This window comes from uncultured Jatrophihabitans sp., from assembly GCF_964246335.1.
GTDB lineage: Bacteria > Actinomycetota > Actinomycetes > Mycobacteriales > Jatrophihabitantaceae > Jatrophihabitans.
In genome coordinates, this window is sequence record NZ_CAXTQF010000007.1 from 18,540 (window position 1) to 40,758 (window position 22,219).

Sequence of the window (22,219 nt, forward strand, 5' to 3'; positions counted from 1 at the left end):
TGCCGCGCGCGTTCGTGCCGCCTCAGACGGGCGCCGGCGCGGGCGCGGGCGCCGAGTTCAGTGCGGTGGACGTCAGCTGGCATGCCTCACGCAGCGCCGGGATCAGCCGGTGCGCCTGCGCGGTGTTGCCCTGGTGCGCTGCCTCGGCCATCTGGCGGCACACGCCGGCGAGCCGCCGCGCGCCCACGGTCTCGCTCGATGCGCGGAACACCTCGGCCGTCTCGAAAACATCCCCCGGCGAGGAGCGACGGATCGCGGCCTGCAGTCGTAGCCTGCGCAGGGGCAGCTCGGCGACAAAGGCCCGCCGCAGCTCGACGACCATCTCCGGCGCGTTGAGCTGTTCGGCCAGCACGCCCAGCACCCCGTGGTCGATGATGTCGTCCTGCGTGGTTGCCCGCGCGAGCGAGGCCGCCACCCCGTCCAGCGCGGCGCGCAGGTCCTCGAGATCGACCGGTTTGGTCAGGAAGCCGTCCATGCCCGCGGCCATGCACTCGTCGCGGTTGCGCGCCATCGCGTCGGCAGTCATCGCGATGACCGGGGTGCGCTGGCGTCCGGCACCGGCTTCGCCCGCCCAGATCTCGCGCGCCGCCTGGACGCCGTCGAGGTCGGGCAGGTGCCGGTCCATGAGGATCACGTCGTAACCGCCGTCGAGCGCGCACCGGACGCCGTCGGCGCCGCGGGTCGCGACCTGCAGATCATGGCCGAGCAGTTTGAGCTGGCGTTGCGCCAGGATCGCGTTGACGGCGTTGTCCTCCACGAGCAGGACGTGCAGGCGGCGCGGTGCGGGGCCGGCCACGACAGGCGGGGGCGCGTCAACTCGGGCCGGTGCCGGGTCCGCTTCCATCGCCGCGGGCGGCGGGTCGGCGGGCGGCACAGCGACCCGGACGCAAATCGTGTGGCGGCCCCCGGCGCTCGCGCTGTCCGTGACGCTGCCGCCGAGCCGCACGGTCGTGCGCCGCACCAGGTGCAATCCGACGCCGTCGCCCGGCCGCCCGGCGTCTGCACGGCCGCGCGTCAGGATGATGCGCTCGATGTCGGACAGGCCGCCGCCGCCGTCGGAGACCGAGAAGGCGAGCTCGTCCACGCCACCATCGCCACGCGACACGTGAACGAGGTAGGGACCGCAGGCATGCGTCACCGCGTTGTCCACGAGCTCGGTCAACAGCCGCCGAAGCGCGGCTTCGTCGCCGACGAGCCGCAGCGGGACGTCGACGTCGACCTTGACCGCTACCTCGGCGTGTACGCCGGCGGCGACGGCGCCGAGCAGCTCGGGCAGGACGAACGGTCGCTGCGCGACCGGCCCGTCGGCGATCTCGACGTGGCACAGCGACCGGAGCCGCTCGACGGCGTGCGCCATGCCGTCCGCCTCGACCATCAGACCGTCGAACGCAGCGCGCTGCTCACCGTCCAGCTCGCTCATGCCGAGCAGCTCGAGCGACCCGAGCATGGACCGAAGGGGCAAGCGCATGTGCTGTTCGAGAAGCCGGTCCACGGCGGTGGCGAGAATGTACGCGTGCTGGGACGACTGGTCGGTCATGGTGATCCTCCGGCGTGGGCTGCTCGACCCCTGGTGTTCTCGTCGGCGAGACCATGGGCGACCTGATCGGTTAGACACCCTCAGTGATCAGAACGACTACAGTGCGCCACGCGAGGCTCATTTACTTCACGCAGACCTTATACCCAAGCAAGAGTAAAGATCAACGGCCAACGGGGTGCCGAACCGGCTTCATGACCGGCCGTCGCTGCCGATGACGAGGACATGTCGCACGTCCCGGACACGCTCGCGCAGGCCACACCGCCGATCGGTGCTCTGTTGGGCGGCCTGCTCGACCCCGATAGCCTCGCCCGCGCTGTCGACGACGCGGTGCAGTGGACCAGCGAAGCCTTCGGTGCTCGAGCAGTGCGGCTCGTCGCGGCCGACGCCGACGGCCCATCCCTGTTGCACCGGCTGGGGCAGGACGGCTTCGGGAGGGGCGCTACCGCCGGGCTCGCCAGCGACGCCCTGCCGAAGCAGTTGCTCGCCCGCTGGCGGGCCGAGCCATCCGGGTCCGCCATCCGGTGCGAGACCACGGACCCGGTTGACGGTTCGCCGGCGACGCTCCTGCTCGTGCCGCTGCGCACGGCCGACCGTGCCCGGTACGCCATGGTCGTGCAGGTTCCCGGCGTGGCCGGGTTCGACGCGGCCGCGCTGGGCCAGCTCGACGCAATGGGTCTGCTGATCAGCGTCGCGCTCGCTCGGGCGTTCGCCATCGAGCAGGACCGGCAGCGCGCGCAACTCGACCGACTGTTGACGACGGTGTCCACCGACCTCATCCGCTTCCACGCGGGAGGCATGGAAGCGGCCATTCGCGAGGCGATGGGCTCGGTCGCGCAGTTCGTCGGCGCCGCACACGCACACGCTTTTGTCACCGGTCAGCTCGATGTGCACTGGCACATGTCCGGGGCGTCCCCCGAACCAGGCGACGAACTGGGCGCCGGCGTGCCGGACGGATGGCTCGCCCGTCTCGCGGACGGCCCGTTCCTGGCAGCGGGCGACGGCACCGCGGCCGATGCCCTGGTGCTGCCGTTGCGCGCGGACGGCGAGGTCATCGGCCGGGTCGTCCTCGTCGCCGGTCCGCGCGCACGGTGGGACGGCGCTTTGGCGCTGACCTTGCGCCAGCTCGGCGGCATGATCTCCCAGGTCGTCACGAGCGAGCGGCTGGGCCGCCAGCTCGCCGCGTCGGAGGCGCGTTACCGCTCCGTGGTCGAGCAGGTGCGCGACGTCATCGTGCGCATCGACGGCACCGGCAAGATCGTGTTCGTCAACCGGGCATGGACCGAGCTGACGGGTCTCACGATCGAGGAGACGCTGACACGCACGCCGTTCGACAGCATCCACCCCGACGACCACGCCGTGGCCGCGGCGCACCTCGCCTCGGTCGTCGCCGGCGAGGATCGCCGGGAGCGCGGCGTCCGCTTCGTCGCGAAGGACGGCAGCCACCGCTGGATGGAGATCCGCGGCCGGGCGATGTTCGACGCCGCGGGCGGTTTCGACGGGCTCAGCGGCGTGCTGCACGACGTCACCGAGCGACAGCGGGCACAGGATCGCGCGCAGCAGGCACTCGACGACGCGGTGGCGGCGCGCGACGAAGCGCAGCGCACCAGCCGCAGGCAAGCGCAGTTCCTGTCGCGGATGAGCCACGAGCTGCGAACCCCGCTCAACGCCATCCTCGGGTTCGCGCAGCTGCTCGAGTACTCCTCGCTCGACGAAGAAGGACTGGACGCAGTGCGGCTGATCCGCCAGGGCGGTCACCACTTGCGCGAACTGATCGACGACGTCATGGACATTTCCCGGGTCCAGTCCGGGGAGTTCGCCCTCAGCCCGGAGGCGGTCGACGTCGCCGAGGTGTGGTCCGAATGCGTCGGCCTGCTTGCCGCGAACGCGGCCGCGATGGAGGTCGACGTGGCCGACCTGACCCGCGACGGCGCGGCCGTGCAGGTCGATCGGCGGCGGTTCAAGCAGATCATGCTCAACGTGCTGTCGAACGCGATCAAGTACAACAAGCAGGGCGGTCAGGTGCACATCGACGTCCGACCGGCAGCAGCCGCGGCCGGCGATCGCACCGTCGTCGCAATTTCCGACACCGGGGTGGGCGTGCGCAGCGACCAACTGGGCGCACTGTTCGCGCCCTTCGAACGGCTCGGCGCCGAACTGACCCAGATCGAGGGCACCGGCGTGGGTCTGGCACTGACCAAAACGCTGGTCGAGGCGATGGGCGGCACGATCACGGTCGCGAGCGAGCCCCAGATCGGCACGACGATGTCGATCGCGCTGCCCCCGGCTGCGGTCGGCGCACCGTGACCACACGCATCGAGTGGTCAGTGGCTCAGTGCGCCGCGTCGTGCCAGGTGCGGCCGATGCCGACGGACACGTCCATCGGCACGTCGAGCTGATACGCGCCGCCCATCTCGCGACGAACGAGATCCTCGACCGCAGCGCGCTCGCCCTCGGCGATCTCCAGCACGAGCTCGTCGTGGACCTGCAGGAGCAGCCGCGACCGGAGCCCGGCCTCGGCCAGCCCGCGGTGCACGCCCAGCATGGCGACCTTGATGATGTCCGCGGCGCTGCCCTGGATCGGCGCGTTCAGTGCTGCACGCTCGGCCATCTCGCGCAGGTTGCGGTTGTCGCTGGTCAGGTTCGACAGGTAGCGACGGCGGCCCATGATCGTCTCGGTGTAACCGGTCTGCCGGGCGTCCTCGACCACCGAGCGCAGGTAGTCGCGCACGCCGCCGAAGCGGGTGAAGTACGCGTCCATCTGCCCCTTCGCCTCGTCCGGCGTGATCTTCAGCTGCCGGGACAGGCCGAAGGCGGACAGCCCGTACGCCAGCCCGTAGCTCATCGCCTTGATCCGCCGGCGCATCTCCGGGTCGACGTCGTCGGTCGGGATGTCGAACGCACGCGATGCGACGAAGGTGTGCAGGTCCTCGCCGGTGGTGAACGCCTCGATCAGCCCGGCGTCCTGGCTCAGCGTCGCCATGATGCGCATCTCGATCTGGCTGTAGTCGGCAGTCATCAGCGACTCGAAGCCGGCGCCGACGGTGAACGTCTCGCGGATGCGCCGGCCCTCCGCGGTGCGCACCGGGATGTTCTGCAGGTTCGGGTCGGTGGACGACAGCCGCCCCGTGGCGGCGATGGTCTGGTTGAACGTGGTGTGGATGCGCCCGGCGTCGTCGACCAGCGGCAGCAACCCGTCGACCACCGACTTGAGCCGGGCGACCTCACGATGGCGCAGCAGCAGCTCCAGCACCGGGTGCTCGGTCTTGACATAGAGGTCGGCGAGGGAATCGGCGTCGGTCGTGTAGCCGGTCTTGATGCGTTTCGTCTTCGGCAGCCCGAACTGGTCGAACAGGATCTCCTGCAGCTGCTTGGGCGAACCGAGGTTGAACTCGCGTCCGACAACCTCGTGTGCCTGCGCCTCGACGTCCTTCACGCCTGCGCCGAGCTCGCTCTGCAGGTTGGTCAACGCGTCGATGTCGGTGGCGATGCCGACGGCCTCCATGTCGGCCAGCACGTACGCGAGCGGCAGCTCCATGTCGGTCAGCAGCTCGGCGGCGCGGCTCTCCCCCAGCTGGGTGTCGAACGCGTCGGCGAGATCGCGCACGGCCGTCGCGCGGACGGTCTCGACCTGCGCCAGAGCGTCATCCGTCTCGTCCTCTCCGCCGTCGAGCGTCAGCTGGCCGGACTCCTCGATGTTGCTGCGCAGCTCGCGGTGCAAGGTGCGCAGCGCGAGGTCGGCGAGATCGAACGTGCGCTGGTCCGGCCGCAGCAGGTACGCCGCAAGCTGGGTGTCGCTGGCGACGCCGGCCAGGTCCCAGCCGTGCTGGCGCAGTGCCAGCAGCGGGCCCTTGACGTCGTGCACCGCCTTCGGCGCGTCGGGGTCGGCGAGCCAGGTGGCCAGCGCCTTGTCGTCGTCCGGGCTCAGCACCTCGGGGTCGACGTAGGCGGCGGCGCCGTCGGAGCCGGCCAGCGCGATGCCGGTGAGCGTGCCGATGCCGCGGCCCCACGTGCCGCGGAATGCTAGCCCGGTGCGCGCACCGCCGCGGGCGTGCTCGCCGAGCCACTGCGTGACGTCGTCGGTACCGAGTCGGGACACGGCGACGTCGAAGCCTTCCTCGGCCTCGGGTTGCGCAGCGTCGACGCTGGCGAACAGTCGTTCGCGCAGCACCCGGAACTGCAGGTCGTCGAAGAGCCGGTGCACCTCTTCGCGGTCCCACTGCTGGCGCGCAAGGTCGTCCAGCTGCGCGTCGACGTCGACGTCGCGCACCAGCTCGGTGAGCCGGCGGTTCAGCTCGACGGACGCCAGGTGTTCGCGCAGCGCGTCGCCGACCTTGCCCTTGACGGTGTCGACGCGGTCGATGAGATCGCGCAGCGAGCCGTACTCGCGAATCCACTTCGACGCGGTCTTCTCCCCCACGCCAGGGATGCCGGGCAGGTTGTCGCTCGGGTCCCCGCGCAGCGCGGCGAAATCCGGGTACTGGGCGGGAGACAGCCCGTACTTGGCCTGCACCTCGTCGGGCGTGAACCGGGTCATCTGGCTCACGCCGAGTCTCGGGTAGAGAACGGTGACGTGGTCGTTGACCAGCTGCAACGCGTCGCGGTCGCCGGTGCAGATCAGCACGTCGATCCCCTGGGCGACCGCCCGGGTGGTCACGGTGGCGATCACGTCGTCGGCCTCGAACCCGTCGACCATCATCGTCGGGATGCGCAGTGCGTCGAGCACCTCCCGGATCAGGGTGATCTGGCCCTTGAAATCGTCCGGGGTCTCGCTGCGGCCGGCCTTGTAGTCGGCGTAGGTCTCGCTGCGGAACGTCTTGCGGGAGACGTCGAACGCGACGGCGACGTGCGTGGGTTCCTCGTCACGCATCAGGTTGATCAGCATCGAGGTGAAGCCGAAGACGGCGGTGGTGGGTTGGCCCGTCGTCGTCGACATGCCGGTCTCGCGCAGCGCGTAGAACGCGCGGTAGGCCAGCGAGTGGCCGTCGAGCAGCAGCAGGGTAGCCGGCTTGGTCTTCACCGCAGTGCTCACCCGGCCACTCTAGAACCAGCCGCCGACACCCGGAGGGGGTGCCGGAACCGCGGTCAGTTGCTGCCGCGCACCGCTGAATACGAGGCCAAACCGGCGCGCTGCGCGCGGATCAGGCGGGCGCGGCGCAACACGGCGGCGCCCTGCATCGGCTCGGCCATACCGAGCGAACGACGCAGTCGGCTCGTCTGCGCGATGCGCTGCACCACCAGCGGCGCGAAACCGAGCCGGGCGAGGTAGCGGTTGCTCTCGCGCGAGTCGCTGGCGGTCGTCGCGAGCACGTGCTCGACGTCCGCGGCCTCGGCGAGCTCGACCGCGCTGGCGAGCAGGGCCCGACCGACACCGCGACGCCGCCGCCGCGGATCGACCATCAGGTGTGTGACGTGCAGCACGCCGGTCAGGTCGATGGCGCCGATGTCGTCGCACTGCGCGGCGAGCATCCCGACGATGCGTTCGCCGGCGCTGACACCCTCCTCGCCCGGCGGGTCCTCGACGGCCACCAAGAGGTCGCGCTCACCGCTGGAGATGATCTCGGCGAAGCGCTTGCTCAGCCGCGGGACGCCGGAATCGAGCAGTGGTCGGCCGCTGAAAACGCCCGATCGGGTGCCCACGGAGCGCACGAGGTGCGCGAGGCCCACGACGTCTCCTGTGTTCGCGGCGCGAACACGGATGTTCGAGCGAGCCACGGCATACGCCTCCCTGCCCGGTCAGCAGTGCACGATGAGTTGCCTCGGCAACCATAAGGGTGCGGCGGAGGTCCCGACAACGGGTGGTTCGTACCGGCCGGTACACATTCAGCCGGCGACGATCTCCTCGCCGAGGTAGGCGGCGCGCACGCGGTCGTCGGCCAGCAGTTCCGGGCCGGTGCCCTGCAGGACGATCTCGCCGGTCTCGAGCACGTAACCGCGGTCGGCCAGACTGAGAGCCTGGGCGGCGTTCTGTTCGACCAGCAGCACGGTGACGCCGAGCTCGTTGATCTCGCGGACGATGTCGAAGATCTGTGCCACGATCAGGGGCGCGAGCCCCATCGACGGCTCGTCGAGCAGCAACAGTTCGGGCTTGCCCATCAGCGCGCGGCCGATGGCCAGCATCTGCTGCTCGCCGCCGGACAGCGTGCCGGCGGGCTGCTTGTAGCGCTCGCGCAGCCGAGGGAACATCTCGAGCACGCGGTCGATGTCTTTACGGTCGACGGACTTGAACCGGAACGCGCCCATCTCGAGGTTCTCGGCGACGGTCATCCGCGGGAACACGTGCCGCCCCTCGGGAACGTGGCAGACGCCGAGGCGGATCAGGTCGTGCGCCGGAATGCCGTCGATGCGCCGGCCGCCGAGGGTGATCGAGCCACGGGCCGGGCGCATCATGCCGGACACGGTCTTCTGCGTGGTCGTCTTGCCGGCGCCGTTCGCGCCGAGCAGCGCGACGACCTCGCCCCGGCCTACGGTGAAACTGATCCCCTTGAGCGCGGCGATCGCGCCGTAGCGGACCTCGATGTCGTCGACGTCGAGCAGCGTCTCGCACGCAGCGACGGGCTTCGACAGGTCAGGTCGGGCGTCAGTCATGGTCGGTGCCATCCTCGTCCGCACGGGCGTGCTCGGCGGCCACCTCGTCGATGTCGATCAGGTGCATGGCCGGCTGGGGCGCGACGTCGTCACCGGCCTTGTCAGCCGCGTCGTCACCCGGTGTGCCGAGGTAGGCCGCCACCACGACCGGGTCCCGCTGAATTGCCTGCGGCGTGCCCTCGGCGATCTTCTCGCCGAAGTTGAGCACCACGATGCGATCGGCGATGGACATCACCAGTTTCATGTCGTGCTCGATGAGCAGCACGCTGGTGCCGCGGTCGCGGTTGATCCGGCGGATCAGTTCAGCGAGATCGCGCTTCTCCGCGGGGTTCGTGCCGGCGGCGGGCTCGTCGAGCAACAACACCCCGGGTGCCGTGCCGAGTGCGCGGGCGATCTCCAGTCGACGCTGCTCGCCGTAGGCCAGTGAGCCGGCGAGTTCGTTCGCCCGCTCGGCGAGCCGGACCTCACGCAACAACTCGAGCGCGGTCCGGCTGCTCTCGCGCTCCTCCCGTCGTTGCCACGGCAGGCCGAGCATCGAGGCGATGGGCCCGGACTTCTGCCGCGTCTCGATACCGATCTTGACGTTCTCGAGCGCGGTGAGGGCCGGGAAGAGCCGAATGTTCTGGTAGGTACGCGCGATGCCCAAGTGGTTGATGACGTGGGTCTTCATGCCGAGCACGCTGCGTGCCTGCTCCCCGGCCCGGCCGACCGCCACGATCGATCCCTGCTGCGGCTTGTAGACGCCGGTCAACGAGTTGAACAGTGAGGTCTTGCCGGCGCCGTTCGGACCGATCACCGCGAGGATCTCGCCGCGCCGCATCGTCATGGACACGTCGTTGAGGCTGACGACACCGCCGAAGCGCAGTGTGACGTGCTCGATGTCGAAGACCAGATCCTGCTCGGCCGGCGCGTCCGGCTCGGTTGCCGTGGTCATCTAGAGGCCTTCCGACGCAGGGACGGCGCGGGTCTCGGCGCTCGACGTCGCGTCGAGGCCCTCGAGCTCGGCGCGGCGCCGCTTGGCCGGCAGCAAGCCCGCCGGCCGGAAGATCATCATCGCGAGCACGAGCGCCCCCACCCACATCTGCCGGTCCTCGAGCGGCACCTGCGACTTGAGGAACTGCGGCAGCCAGGTCAGCACCGCGGCGCCCGCCATCGCGCCGGGCAACGAGCCCATGCCACCGAACACCACGTAGGCGACGATAAGGATCGACACCTGCAAGGTGAAAAGCGACGGGTCGAAATAGCCGACCTGGGTCGAGAAGAACCATCCCGCGAGCCCCGACGTCGAGGCGCCGATCGCGAAGGCGAGCAGCTTGACGCGGGTGGTGTTGACGCCGCTCGCCTGCGCTGCGATCTCGTCCTCACGGATGGCCGCCCACGCCCGACCGATCCGCGAGTTCTCCAGCCGGTAGAACAACACGATGACGATGACGAGGATCACGAGCAGCGCGTACCAGTAGGGCAGGAAGTCCTGCCCGAAGGTGATGTGCAGCAGCGGTATGTCGATGCGCGGGTGCGGGATCGTCGGGCCGACCGAGCCACCGGTCAAGCCACCGGGGTTGTTCAACGCCAGCACCTGGATGATCTCGCCGAAGCCGAGGGTGACGATCGCGAGGTAGTCGCCGCGCAACCGCAACGTCGGTGCTCCGAGCAGCACGCCGGCGATCAGGCAGGCGATCACCGCGACCGGGATGACCGCGTAGGCCGGCCAGTGCAGCCAGCTCGGCGGTTGCGCACCGGGCAACGCGCCGACGAAGTACGCGGTCGTGTACGCACCGATCTCGTAGAACGCGATGTATCCCAGGTCGAGCAGACCGGCCCAGCCCACGACCACGTTGAGACCGACGGCCAGCAGCAGGTAGACCCCGATCTGGCTGACGAGGACGTTCTGCCAGGTGCTGGGCAGCGTCGGCGGGTAGAACAGCGCGATGCCGATCGTCGCGACCAGGACGGCCCGTGATGCGGCCGAACGCCGCACTTGTTCCACGACCGCGGTGAACGGCAGCCGGATGTTGGCGCCGAGGCCGGTGCGCTCCGCCGCGCGGTCGCGCAGCGCCCCGGCTTCGGCACGGCGCTCGGCCCGCGCCACCGTGGCGCTCTGCAGGGCTGCGCCGAGCAAGATCACGAAGACCAGGCAGGCCGTCCAACCGCCCACGCCCAGGTTCTGCCATTTCGCGCCGTACTGCGGCGCTTCGCGGGTGGCCGTGCTGGTCATCGCCTCCAGCGTCGCGAAGGTCAGCACCATCGAGACCAGGGACAGCACAGCGATACCCCAGGCGAGCAACTCGATGCGCAGGTACGCCGCCACGAGCGCACCGATCGCGCACACCAGGAACAACGTCAGGCCGAGCCAACCCAGATACGCGCTCGGCAACGCTCCCACACCGGTGCCCTCGAACCGGTCGCTGGCCACCGAGAGCGTCCAGTTCGTCGGCGGTTGCGCCCCGAACCACCCGGCGCTGAGGAAGGCGAGCAGACCCCACACCGTCGCCAGTGCGCTGAACAGCAGGCCGGCGCGGTAGTCCAGTACCCGGCTCAGGAAGGCGCGCGGATCGGCGACCTCGGCGCGCGATACGGCGGCCGTGATTCCGGCCCCGGCCAGGACGAGGAACCCGATGATGTCGGCGTACACGCCGAACGAGTGGTCGGGACCGGAGTCGTTGATGGTGAAGTCGACGACGTCGGCGTGCGCGACATAGGCGAGGACTGCGCCGACGACGCCGAGCACGGCGGCTGCGATGCCGGCGGCCAACGAGAGCGTGTGCAGCACGGTGCGGAAACCGATCGCGACCGCGACGGCGATGACGCAGAGCACGAGCAACGTCCAGGCCAGCCACGCGAAGAAGGCGGTGGTCAATGCCGACAGCCCGTCCGTCTGCGACACCTTGTCCGCGAGCGGGCCGAACTTCGCGCTCAGCCCGTCCAACCAGTTCATCACGAACTGCGAGATGAGCACGGCCAGCACGCCGGCGACCATCGGTGCGACGCCCGGACGACGGAAATAGGGCTGGACATAGGGGTAGAAGGTGACCAGCAGGAACAGCGCGACGCCGATCAGCAGGAACCAGATCACGCGCACGTTGAAGATGGCCTGATGGAAGGCGAGCCCCAGGTCGTTCTGCGTTCCCTCTTGCGGGCCGATCATCAGCGCCAGGACGAGGCCGCCGGCCAGACACGCCGCGAGGCGCTTGATCATCGCGTTGGCCGAGGCGTTCACGCGGCACGCCCCAGCCGCTCGCCGAGGATGCCGGTGGGCCGCACGAGCAGAATCAGCACCAGCACGATGAAGCTGCTGATGTCCTCCCACTTCGGGTCGGTCAACCAGCCGACCATGACCTCCACCTCACCGAGGATGAGACCACCGATCATCGCGCCGCGGATGTTGCCGATGCCGCCGAGCACCGCGGCCGCGAAGGCCTTCACCCCGGGCGTGAAACCCATCAGGTAGAAGACGGTGCTGTACAGGCCGAACATGAAGCCCGCCATGCCCGCCAGCGCACCGCCGATGACGAAGGTGCGCGAGATCGTCTTGTCGATGTCGATACCCATCAGTGCCGCCGTAGGCGCGTCCTCCGCGACTGCACGGACGCTGCGACCGAGCTTCGTGCGGTTCACCAGGGTGTCGAGGAAGACCATCGTCACGAGCGCAACCACGATGATGATCGCTTGCAGAAGTTGGACCTTCGCGCCGGCGATCGAGAACAGCGCCTTGTCCTCGTTGAAGAAGTTGTTGATCTGGTTGTTCTGGATGTGGTTGAACAGCTTGCCGGCCAGGTTGGACAAGAACAACGAGGCACCGATGGCGCTGATCAGGAAGGCCAGCTTCGGAGCGCGACTTCGGCGCAGTGTCTTGTACGCGACCTTCTCCAGCGCGAACGCGACCGCGGCACCACACACCGCACCCGTCAGGCCGCCGACGATCATCACCAGGACAGCGTCGAGCCCGCTCGTATGGCCGCTTTTCGTCAGCTGATTGACGACGAGCAGACTGCCGAAGCCGCCGGCCATGAACACTTCACTGTGTGCGAAGTTGATCAGCTGCAGGACACCGTAGACCAACGTGTACCCGAGCGCGATCAGTGCGTAGATCGACCCTTGCTCCAGGCCCAGTATCAGGTACTGGACGAACTCCTGCCCGACGGATTGCGATGCGCTCACGAAAGAGACTCCCCTTGGCCCGACGACGTGTTGCTCGTCGGCTTCACGACGGATTTCGACGCTCTGACGAAGGTGGGCGAGCCGGAACCGGCTCGCCCACCTCCCGCACGTTGATCAGCCGGGCGGTTACTTCGCCTGGTTGATGTCGCCGAGCCCCTTGATCACGCCGCTCTCCTGCCGGAAGAGATTCACGACCAGGTTGGACGCCTCGACCTCGCCGTTGCTCTGGAACTTGATCGTGGTCGTGATGCCCTTGTAGTTCTCCGCGTTCAGCGCCGTCAGCAAGCTGGTGCGGGTGACCGGCCCGGACGACGACGCCTTGTTGATCGAGTCGATGAACAGGTTGGCTACGTCGAAAGCCTCGGGCGAGTACGTCGACGGCGCGGTCTTGAACTTCGCCTGGTAGGCAGCCGCGAACGCCTTCGCCCCCGGAGCGACGGTGGCGTCCTGGCAACCGCAGGTGAAGTACCAGCCGTTGCCGGCCGTGCCGGCGTTCTTGGTGAAGATCGACGACTTGCCACCGTTGCCGGTCACCCTGCGACCCTTGAAGCCGGCACCGGTCAGGGCCTTGGCCAGCAGCGCGGCCTGCGCGTCGTAACCGCCGTAGAAGACCGCGTCCGCGCCCGAGTTCGCAATCTTCTGCGCGATCGGCCGGTAGTTGGTCGTGGTCATACCGTTGATGCTGCCGGTCTGGACCTTGACGCCCTTCTTCTTGAGCTCCGAGCCCATGGTCCCGGCCACGCCCTGCCCGTACGCGCTTTGGTCGTCGAGCACGAAGACGTTCTTCGACCCGGTGCGCGCCAGCCAATCGGCGCCCTGCGTGCCCTCGACGTTGTCGTTCGGGATGATGCGATGCCAGCAGGTGTAGCCCTTGCTCTGCAGATCGCCTTCACTCGCCGAGGCGGTCACGATCGGCATGGGCGGGCTGGCCTTGCAGAAGCTCGGGTCCACGGCCTTGCTCTCACCGGAGAACGCCGGGCCGATCACGCCGATCACCTTGGCGTTGGAGATCAGCTGGGTGGCCGCGGCCGGCGCCTTGGCCGGGTCACCCTCGGAGTCGGCCGGCAGCAGGGTGACCTTGAACTTGTACTTGCCCGACGCGTTGGCCTGGTCGATGGCGAGCTGCGCGCCGTTGCGCTCGTTGATGCCGAGCTGGGCGTTGCTGCCGGACAGTGCACCGATGAAGCCGATGGTGTAGTTCTGCGCTGCGCCCCCGCTGCTGCCCGACGAGCTGCTGCCGCCGTTCAGGCCGCCGCCGCTCTTCTTCTTGCTCCCGCCGCTGCTGGAACAGCCGGCCAGCGCCACAGCCGCCGCCGTGGCCAGCACGACGGTCGTCGTCATTGCTCGTGATCGCACTGCTTTGCCTCCCGTAAGGCATCGGAATTCGTCGAGAGCGCGTGAGCGCGAACTCGGTTGGCGGGACGTTAGCCCATCGGCTGGCTCAGAGGAACCAAGTGCCCCACGCGACGTGGCGTCGTAACCAAATCTCCACCAGATTCGGGGGCCTACCGGGCAGTAGCCGGTGACTCTTCGGTGCTGCCGTTCAGTACCAACTCAGCGACCGAGCGCATCGACGTGCGGTTGTCCATCGCCGCGCGCTGAATCCACCGGAAGGCCTCCGGCTCGCTCAACGCGTGTTGGGTCATCAGCGCGCCCTTGGCCCGTTCGATCAGCTTGCGCGCCTCGAGCCGCTCGCGCAGGCCGGTGACCTCGGACTCCAGGGCGCGGATCTCGGCGAAGCGCGACGCCGCCATCTCGATCGCCGGCAGCAGGTCGCGCTTCTGGAACGGCTTGACCAGATAGGCCATCGCGCCGGCGTCACGCGCGCGCTCGACGAGGTCGCGCTGGCTGAAGGCGGTCAGCATGACCACCGGCGCGATGCGCGCCTCGGTGATCTGTGCCGCCGCGGCGATGCCGTCCATCTTCGGCATTTTGACGTCGCAGATGACGAGGTCCGGCGTCGTCTCACGCGCGAGGGCGACGGCCTGCTCACCGTCCGCGGCTTCGCCGACGACGACGAAACCCTCCTCCTCGAGCATCTCGCGCAGGTCGAGACGCAGCAGCGCCTCGTCCTCGGCGATGAGGACGCGCATCGGATCCGGTGCCGGCGAAGTCGCTGGTGCGGCAGCCACAGTGCTCCCTGTAGTTCCTCGTCGAACGGTTCACCAGACTAGACCGGCTAACATTTCCAACAGGTGACGCCCCTGTAGCCCAACCGGCAGAGGCCACGGATTCAAAACCCGTCCAGTGTGGGTTCGACTCCCACCGGGGGCACCGATGCGCGGGGCAATCCCGCGCCGTGTGGCGATGCTGCGGGGCGACACGCCGGCAAACAGCCCGCAGCGTCGCCACGGACCGCGCGGCACTCAGGATCGGACGCGGATCATGCCTTCTTGCACCACGCTGGCGGCCATCGTGCCGTCCCTGGTGAAGAACCGCCCGGTCGCGAGACCGCGACCACCCGACGCCGACGGCGACGTGCTCGCGTAGAGCAACCAGTCGTCGGCGCGGAACGGCCGCTCGAACCACATCGCGTGGTCGAGCGAGGCCATCGTGAGCTTGTCCGGGCCGTTCGCCAGCCCGTGCCGCGCGAGCACCGAGTCGAGCAGCGTCATATCCGAGGCGAAGGTCAACACACAGACGTGCAACAGCGGATCGTCGGGCAGCGTGCCGTCGGCCTTCATCCAGACGCGGCTCAGACCCGTGCGCGGACCGTGCGCGCGCTGCTGCCACGGCGGGTCGTCGACGTAGCGGATGTCGATGGGCCGCGGCAGCACGCGGTAGAACGCCGCGACCTCCGCGGCGTCACCGATCCTGTCGTCGAGCAGCGGCAGCGTGTCCGGCGCGGGTGCGTCGGGCATCGGCTCCTGGTGCTCGATGCCGTCCTGCACGAGCTGGAACGACGCCGACAGCGAGAAGATCGTCTGCCCGTCCTGCACCGCGATGACCCGGCGCGTGGAGAACGACCGGCCGTCGCGCACCCGGTCGACCTCGTACACGATCGGGATGGTCGGGTTGCCGGCGCGCACGAAGTACGAGTGCAGCGAGTGCACGCGTCGGTCCGGGTCGACGGTCCGCCCGGCCGCGACGAGTGCCTGGCCGGCCACCTGGCCGCCGAACACCCGCTGCCAACGCGACTTCGGGCTGACGCCGCGGAAGATGTCGTGCTCGATGCGCTCCAGGTCGAGCAGCCGGATCAACCCGTCCACGGCTTCCTGCCCGACGAGCGGTTCTGCCAAATCAACCATTGCGTACGACGTCGCCGATGTGGTGAACCCGGATCGTGTTGGTCGAACCGGGCGTCGACGGCGGCGTCCCGGCGACGACGATAACCAGATCGTGCGGGTGGCACACGCCGCGGTTGATGAGCGCGGAGTCCACCTGGCGCACCATGTCGTCGGTGGTGTTCACCGTCCACACGAGGTGCGCCTCGGCGCCCCACAGCAGGGCCATCTGCCGCTGCACGGTCTCCAGCGGGGTGAACACCAGCAACCGCTGGGTGGGTTGCAGCCGCGCCAGTCGACGAGCGGTGTCGCCGGTCTGCGTGAACGCGACGAGCGCCACGGCACCCAGCGCGTCGCCGATGTCCTTGGCCGCCTTGACGATCGCGCCGCCCGGCGTGCGCGGAGGCCGTTGCAGCGCGGCCGGCTTTGCGCCGGACTCCTCCACCGAGGAGATGATGCGGCTCATCGTGGCCACCGACTGCACCGGGTACTTGCCGACGCTCGTCTCGCCCGAGAGCATCACCGCGTCCGCGCCGTCGATGACGGCGTTGGCGACGTCGGACGCCTCGGCGCGCGTCGGGCGCGAATGCGTGATCATCGAGTCGAGCATCTGCGTCGCGACGATCACCGGCTTGGCGTTGCTGCGGGCGATCTGCACGGCGCGCTTCTGCACCACCGGCACCTGCTCCAGCGGCATCTCCACGCCGAGATCGCCGCGGGCCACCATCACGCCGTCGAAGGCGAGCACGATGTCCTCGAGGCTGTCGACGGCCTCCGGCTTCTCGATCTTGGCGATCACCGGCACCCGGACGCCGACGTCGTCCATGACGCGCTGCACGAGCTTGACGTCCTCGGGGTTGCGCACGAAGGACAGCGCGACGAAGTCGACGCCGAGCTTGAGTGCGAACTCCAGGTCCGCGGCGTCCTTGTCCGACATGGCCGGGACGCTGACGTCCACGCCGGGCAGTGACAGGCCCTTGTTGTTGCTGACCGGGCCGCCCTCGGTGACGTCGCACACGACGTCGGTGCCGTCCTCGACCTCGACGGCGATCAGTGCGACGTTGCCGTCGTCGACGAGCAGGCGGTCACCGGGGCGGACGTCGTCGGCCAGTTGCTTGTACGTCGTCGAAACGCGGTCGTGCGTACCGACGCAGTCCTCGACGGTGATACGCACCCGCTCGCCGGTGGCCCAGATGACCGGGCCGTCGCCGAACGTCCCGAGGCGGATCTTCGGGCCCTGCAGGTCCGCGAGCACCGCCACGTTGCGTCCGGCTGCCCGTGCTGCCTGGCGTACCTCGGCGAAGCGCCGGCCGTGGTCGGCGTGCGCGCCGTGGCTGAAGTTCAGCCGCGCGACGTCCATGCCGGCCTCGACCATGGCCCGGGCGCGCTCCGGCGTGTCCGTCGCCGGGCCCAGTGTGCAGACGATCTTGGCGTGCCGCGTCACGCGTCCAGGGTAGGGCTTGTCGCCCGGAAACCGCTTCCACCGCGTCCCAGCGGCGTCGTGGCCGCGGGGCGGCTGGCACGATCGCTGTCGTGACATCACCCGCCGAGCTGGCCGGCACCTGGCGTCTGGGGCGCCGCGTGCACGACCGCCGGCTCGGCGCGTTCGGCACGGTGACGGGCACGCTGACGCTCGAGCCGGCCGACGACGGGCTGCGCTGGCTCGAGCGCGGCCGGTTCCTGTTCGCGGGGCAGCGTTTCGACTCCTCGCGCGAGTTGCTGCTGACCCCGGACGGTCACGGCGGCGGCTGGACGATGCGCTTCGCCGACGGCGGCGTGTTCCATCCATGGCGCCCCGGCGAGGTCGTCACGCATCCCTGCCGCGCCGACATGTACCGCGGACTGGTCGACGTCGCGCCGCAGCGGCTGCGCATTCTCTGGGACGTCACCGGCCCCGCGAAGGATCAGCGACTCGTCACCCGCTGCACCCGCTGACCACCGTCCCGCTCGCTCTGCTTCTCCCGGTTCCGGATGACCACATTCCGGCGCCCAAAGTGGTCATCTCAGCATGCAAGAAGCAGAACGGGCGGCGGAACGGGTCAGGCCTTGGCGGCGGCCATGACGGCCTCGTCGACGTCCACGCCGTCGGCCTGCGCCTGCCGCGTCGCCTCGAGGACGCGCTTGAAGTCGCGCGGCACCACGGCGCTGAACCGGGCCACCGCCGCCGGCCAGTCGGCGAGCAACGCCCGGCCCACCGCGGAGTCCGTACAGCGCACGTGCTCGACGACGATCGCGTGCAGCCGCTCGGCGTCCTCGTCGGTCAGCGCCGCCGCGTCGACGAGTTCGCCGTTGACGAGAGACGCGTCGAGATCCAGCACGTAGGCATAACCGCCGGACATGCCCGCGCCCACGTTGCGCCCGGTGCGCCCGAGCACGACGGCCGTCCCGCCGGTCATGTACTCCAGCGCGTGGTCGCCAACGCCCTCGGCCACGACGGTCGCGCCGGAGTTGCGCACACAGAACCGCTCCCCCACGACGCCGCGCAGGTAGATCTCGCCGCTCGTCGCGCCGTAGGCGATCACGTTGCCGGCGATGACGTTGTCCTCGGCGACGAACTGCGCATCCGGGTGCGGACGCACTGCGAGCACGCCGCCGGACAGCCCCTTGCCCGCGTAGTCGTTGGTGTCCCCGAGCAAGCGCATGGTGATGCCGCGGGGCAGGAACGCGCCGAACGACTGACCGCCCGAACCGGTGAACGTGATGTCGATCGTGCCCGGCGCCAGGCCGTCCGCGCCGTACCGGCGAGTGACCAGTGAGCCGAGCATCGTGCCGACCGTGCGGTTGACGTTGCGCACCGGCAACTCGAGCTTCACCGGCGACGCGTCGAGCAGCGCGCCCTCGCACAGCTGGATCAGCGTGTTGTCCAGCGCGACGTCGAGCGCGTGGTCCTGTTCGCGGACGCGGCGCACCGCCTGCTCGTACGGGTTGGCCGGCACGGACAGGATCGGCCCGAGATCCAGCCCGTCGGCCTTCCAGTGGTCGATGGCCTTCGCGGTGTCCAGCGCGTCGACCCGGCCGATCGCCTCGTCCAGGGAGCGGAAGCCCAGCGACGCGAGGATCTCGCGCACCTGCTCGGCCACGTAGGCGAAGAACGTCTCGACGAACTCCGGCTTGCCGTTGAACCGTTCGCGCAGGACGGGGTTCTGGGTCGCGACGCCGACCGGACACGTGTCGAGGTGACAGACACGCATCATGATGCAGCCCGAGACGATCAACGGTGCGGTGGCGAAGCCGTACTCCTCGGCACCGAGCAGCGCGGCGACGACGACGTCACGCCCGGTCTTCATCGCCCCGTCCACCTGCACCGAGATGCGGTCGCGCAGCCCGTTGAGCAGCAGCGTCTGCTGGGTCTCGGCGAGGCCGAGCTCCCACGGCAGGCCGGCGTGCTTGAGCGACGTCAGCGGTGCCGCGCCGGTGCCGCCGTCGTGGCCGGAGATGAGTACGACGTCCGCGTGCGCCTTCGACACGCCCGCAGCCACCGTGCCGACCCCTGCCTCGGACACGAGCTTGACATGCACGCGGGCCTGCGGGTTGGCGTTCTTCAGGTCGTGGATCAATTGCGCGAGATCTTCGATGGAGTAGATGTCGTGGTGCGGCGGCGGCGAGATCAGCGAGACACCAGGTGTGGAGTTCCGGGTCCGCGCGATCCACGGATACACCTTGAATCCGGGCAGCTGGCCGCCCTCGCCCGGCTTCGCGCCCTGCGCAACCTTGATCTGGATGTCGTCGGCGTTGACGAGGTAGTGCGACGTGACGCCGAACCGGCCGGACGCCACCTGCTTGACCGCGGAACGGCGCAGGTCGCCGCGCTCGTCGGCCTCGAAGCGGCGCGCGTCCTCGCCGCCCTCACCGCTGTTCGACTTGCCCCCGATCCGGTTCATCGCGATGGCAAGCGTCTCGTGCGCCTCGGCCGAGATGGACCCGTAGCTCATCGCACCGGTCGCGAACCGCCGGACGATCTCCTCGGCCGGTTCGACCTCGTCCAGCGGCACCGGCGGCCGGTCGCCGGTGCGCAGTTCGAACAGCCCGCGCAGCGTGCCGCCGTCGCGGTTCATCTGCTCGACCTTGTCGGTGTATTCGCGGAACACCTCGTAGCGGCGCTGCCGGGTGGCGTGCTGCAGCAGGAACACCGTCTCCGGATTGAACAGGTGCAGCTCACCCTCGCGGCGCCACTGGTACTCGCCCCCGACGTCCAGGCGCCGGTGCGCCCGCGACGACGCGACGAGCGGGAACGCGGCGTCGTGGCGGGCTGCGACCTCGTCGGCGATCGTCGACAGGCCGATGCCGCCGAGCCGCGACGGCGTCGCGCCGAAGTACTCCTCGACCAGTGACTTCGACAGACCGAACGCCTCGAAGACCTGCGCACCCGTATAGCTCTGGATCGTGGAGATGCCCATCTTGGACATCACCTTCAGCACGCCCTTGCTCAACCCCTTGACGAAATTCTGGACGGCGCTGCGCGCGTCAGCGCCCGGCGCGGCGCCTGCGGCGCCTGCGATGTCTCGGATTGCTCCGGAACTGACCAGATCCTCGATGGTCTCGAAGGCGAGATACGGGTTGACGGCTGCGGCGCCGTAGCCGAGCAGCAGCGCGATGTGGTGCACCTCGCGCGCCTCGCCCGTTTCGGCGATCAGGCCGACCTGGGTGCGCTCCCCGGTGCGGATGAGGTGCTGATGCACTGCCGAGGTCAGCAACAGCGACGGGATCGGTGCGTGGTCGGGATCGCAGTTGCGGTCGGACAGGATGAGGATGCGCGCGCCCGCGTCGACGGCCGCGGAGCACTCGCGGCGCACCCGCTCGAGCGCCGCGGCCAGCGCCTCGCCGCCGCCGTGCACCCGGTAGCGGCCGTCGATCAGCTGGCAGCGCAGGCCGGGCATGTCGCCGTCGGCGTTGATGTGCCAGATCTTGGCGAGCTCGTCGTTGTCGAGGACCGGACGCGGGATGACGACCTGCCGGCAGGATGCCGGCCCGGGGTCGAGCAGGTTCCGTTCAGGACCGATCGCACCGGCCAGTGACGTGACCAGTTCCTCGCGGATCGCGTCCAGCGGCGGGTTGGTGACCTGCGCGAACAGCTCGGTGAAGTAGTCGAAGAGCATCCGGGGACGTTTGGACAGCACCGCGACCGGTGTGTCGCTGCCCATCGACCCGATCGGCTCGGCGCCGGCCTTCGCAGTCGGCGCGATCAGCACCCGCAGCTCTTCCTCGGTGTAGCCGAAGATCTGCTGCCGGCGGGTCACCGACTCGTGCGAGAACACCACGTGCTCACGCTCGGGCAGGTCGTCCAGGTGCATCAGGCCCGCGTGCAACCACTCGTCGTACGGCTGCTCGGCGGCGAGCTCGGCCTTGAGGTCGTCATCGCTGGAGATCTCGCCGCGCGCCGTGTCGACCAGGAACATCCGGCCCGGCTGCAACCGGCCCTTGGCGACGACCGTCGCAGGGTCTAGGTCGAGCACGCCGGACTCACTGCCCAGCACCACGAGGTCGTCGCTGGTCCGCCACCACCGGCCGGGCCGCAACCCGTTGCGGTCGAGCACCGCGCCGATCACCGTTCCGTCGGTGAAATTGACGCACGCCGGGCCGTCCCACGCCTCCATCAGGCACGAGTGGAACTCGTAGAAGGCGCGCCGCGCCGGGTCCATGCCCGGGTTGTTCTCCCAGGCCTCCGGAATCATCATCAGCACCGCGTGCGGCAGGCTGCGCCCGCCCAGGTGCAGCAGTTCGAGCACCTCGTCGAACGTGGCGGAGTCGCTGGCGTCCGGCGTGCAGATCGGGAACAGCCGCTTGAGGTCCCCGGGGATCAGGTCGGACTCGAGCAGCGCCTCGCGGGTGCGCATCCAGTTGCGGTTGCCGCGGATCGTGTTGATCTCGCCGTTGTGCGCGATGTAGCGGAACGGGTGCGCGAGCGGCCAGGACGGGAACGTGTTCGTCGAGAACCGGCTGTGCACCAGGCCGATCGCGCTGACGAACCGCTCGTCGGACAGGTCCGGGAAGACCGCACCGAGCTGGTCGGTGGTCAGCATGCCCTTGTAGACGAGCGTGCGCGTGGACAGCGACGGGAAGTACAGCTCGGCGCGTTCCTGCGTGGCGCGCCGCTCGGCCACCTTCCGCAGCGCGAAGGCGCGCCGCTCGAGATCCATGCCGTGCTCACCGGCCGCCCCGGCGACGAACAGCTGCGCGAACGACGGCATGACGCTGCGCGCCGTCGGGCCCAGGCTGTCGACGACGGCCGGCACGCTGCGCCAGCCGAGCACGGTGAGGCCCTCCTCGGCCGCGACGTCCTCGACGAGCGCGCGCACCCCGGCCGCGGCTTCCTCGTCGGCCGGCAGGAACGCGATGCCCGTCGCGTAGGCGCCCGCGGCGGGCAGGGCGAACTCGACGACGGCCCGCAGGAACGCGTCCGGGACCTGCACCGTGATGCCCGCGCCGTCGCCGGAGGACGGTTCGGCGCCGGCCGCGCCGCGGTGGTCGAGGTTGTGCAGCGCGGTCAGCGCATGGGCGACGATGTCGTGGCTGGCGCGTCCGTGCAGATCCGCGACGAACGCGACACCGCAGGCGTCGGATTCGTGCTGCGGGTCGTAGAGCCCCTGTGCCGGGGGCAGCGCGGAAAAGGCGGGCACGCGGTCTCCTGACGACTGTCGACGCATCGGGTACTGGGGGCGACCGGCGCTTGCGGGAGCCGCCGGACCGCGACCGGGACGACATCGGCCCGTGGAGC

The 22,219-nt window shown here is 69.6% G+C and carries 14 protein-coding genes and 1 tRNA gene; 3 read left to right on the forward strand and 12 right to left on the reverse strand.

Translation table 11 applies throughout. The features are described from left to right. Nucleotides 1-22: 22 nt before the first annotated feature. Nucleotides 23-1,537 carry a response regulator gene (locus tag ACFFCN_RS03595; protein WP_375489759.1) on the reverse strand — a complete coding sequence of 505 codons (1,515 nt, stop codon included), beginning with the start codon at nucleotides 1,535-1,537 and terminating at the stop codon, nucleotides 23-25. A gap of 222 nt (nucleotides 1,538-1,759) precedes the next feature. On the opposite strand from ACFFCN_RS03595, the gene ACFFCN_RS03600 reads away from it, so the two are divergent. Continuing rightward, a complete protein-coding gene (locus ACFFCN_RS03600; RefSeq protein WP_375489760.1) occupies nucleotides 1,760-3,841 on the forward strand; it encodes a PAS domain S-box protein in 2,082 nt (693 codons plus the stop codon). 25 nt (nucleotides 3,842-3,866) lie between these two features. Here the strand turns inward: ACFFCN_RS03600 and polA are convergent, their stop codons facing one another. The 8 genes from polA to ACFFCN_RS03640 all read right to left on the reverse strand — a co-directional run bounded on the left by polA (nucleotide 3,867) and on the right by ACFFCN_RS03640 (nucleotide 14,373). After that, nucleotides 3,867-6,566, reverse strand: a complete 2,700-nt coding sequence (polA, locus tag ACFFCN_RS03605) for a DNA polymerase I (RefSeq protein ID WP_375489761.1) — start codon at nucleotides 6,564-6,566, stop codon at nucleotides 3,867-3,869. A gap of 53 nt (nucleotides 6,567-6,619) precedes the next feature. Further along, nucleotides 6,620-7,201, reverse strand: coding sequence for a GNAT family N-acetyltransferase (locus ACFFCN_RS03610; protein WP_375489762.1), 582 nt, complete (start codon nucleotides 7,199-7,201; stop codon nucleotides 6,620-6,622). A 156-nt stretch (nucleotides 7,202-7,357) separates the two neighbouring features. Beyond that, nucleotides 7,358-8,122 carry an ABC transporter ATP-binding protein gene (locus tag ACFFCN_RS03615; RefSeq protein ID WP_375489763.1) on the reverse strand — a complete coding sequence of 255 codons (765 nt, stop codon included), beginning with the start codon at nucleotides 8,120-8,122 and terminating at the stop codon, nucleotides 7,358-7,360. After that, nucleotides 8,115-9,056, reverse strand: a complete 942-nt coding sequence (locus ACFFCN_RS03620) for an ABC transporter ATP-binding protein (protein ID WP_375489764.1) — start codon at nucleotides 9,054-9,056, stop codon at nucleotides 8,115-8,117. The genes ACFFCN_RS03615 and ACFFCN_RS03620 overlap by 8 nt, the downstream gene beginning before the upstream one ends. Beyond that, the gene (locus ACFFCN_RS03625) at nucleotides 9,057-11,339 is read right to left on the reverse strand and encodes a branched-chain amino acid ABC transporter permease (RefSeq protein WP_375489765.1); all 2,283 of its coding nucleotides are present in this window, start codon (nucleotides 11,337-11,339) and stop codon (nucleotides 9,057-9,059) included. It abuts the gene before it with no gap. Beyond that, entirely contained in the window at nucleotides 11,336-12,280 is a 945-nt protein-coding gene (locus tag ACFFCN_RS03630; protein WP_375489766.1) for a branched-chain amino acid ABC transporter permease, read from the reverse strand. Before ACFFCN_RS03630 ends, ACFFCN_RS03625 begins: the two co-directional genes overlap by 4 nt. 126 nt (nucleotides 12,281-12,406) lie before the next feature. Next, nucleotides 12,407-13,621, reverse strand: coding sequence for a branched-chain amino acid ABC transporter substrate-binding protein (locus ACFFCN_RS03635; protein ID WP_375489767.1), 1,215 nt, complete (start codon nucleotides 13,619-13,621; stop codon nucleotides 12,407-12,409). Between the two features lie 164 nt (nucleotides 13,622-13,785). Then, nucleotides 13,786-14,373 carry an ANTAR domain-containing response regulator gene (locus ACFFCN_RS03640; RefSeq protein ID WP_375489768.1) on the reverse strand — a complete coding sequence of 196 codons (588 nt, stop codon included), beginning with the start codon at nucleotides 14,371-14,373 and terminating at the stop codon, nucleotides 13,786-13,788. A gap of 107 nt (nucleotides 14,374-14,480) precedes the next feature. Between ACFFCN_RS03640 and ACFFCN_RS03645 the strand changes: the two genes are divergently transcribed. Beyond that, nucleotides 14,481-14,554: transfer RNA gene (locus ACFFCN_RS03645), tRNA-Leu, on the forward strand. Nucleotides 14,555-14,646: 92 nt separating this feature from the next. Here ACFFCN_RS03645 and ACFFCN_RS03650 read toward each other — a convergent pair. Both ACFFCN_RS03650 and pyk read right to left on the reverse strand, forming a co-directional pair. Next, nucleotides 14,647-15,528, reverse strand: coding sequence for an acyl-CoA thioesterase (locus tag ACFFCN_RS03650; RefSeq protein ID WP_375489769.1), 882 nt, complete (start codon nucleotides 15,526-15,528; stop codon nucleotides 14,647-14,649). Then, a complete protein-coding gene (pyk, locus tag ACFFCN_RS03655; RefSeq protein ID WP_375489770.1) occupies nucleotides 15,521-16,948 on the reverse strand; it encodes a pyruvate kinase in 1,428 nt (475 codons plus the stop codon). Before pyk ends, ACFFCN_RS03650 begins: the two co-directional genes overlap by 8 nt. A gap of 89 nt (nucleotides 16,949-17,037) precedes the next feature. Here pyk and ACFFCN_RS03660 point away from each other — a divergent pair, with 89 nt between their 5' ends. Next, the gene (locus ACFFCN_RS03660) at nucleotides 17,038-17,439 is read left to right on the forward strand and encodes a DUF6314 family protein (RefSeq protein WP_375489771.1); all 402 of its coding nucleotides are present in this window, start codon (nucleotides 17,038-17,040) and stop codon (nucleotides 17,437-17,439) included. A 104-nt stretch (nucleotides 17,440-17,543) separates the two neighbouring features. Here the strand turns inward: ACFFCN_RS03660 and gltB are convergent, their stop codons facing one another. After that, complete coding sequence (gene gltB / locus ACFFCN_RS03665; protein WP_375489772.1) at nucleotides 17,544-22,148, reverse strand: glutamate synthase large subunit; 4,605 nt, start codon at nucleotides 22,146-22,148, stop codon at nucleotides 17,544-17,546. Nucleotides 22,149-22,219: the final 71 nt, after the last annotated feature.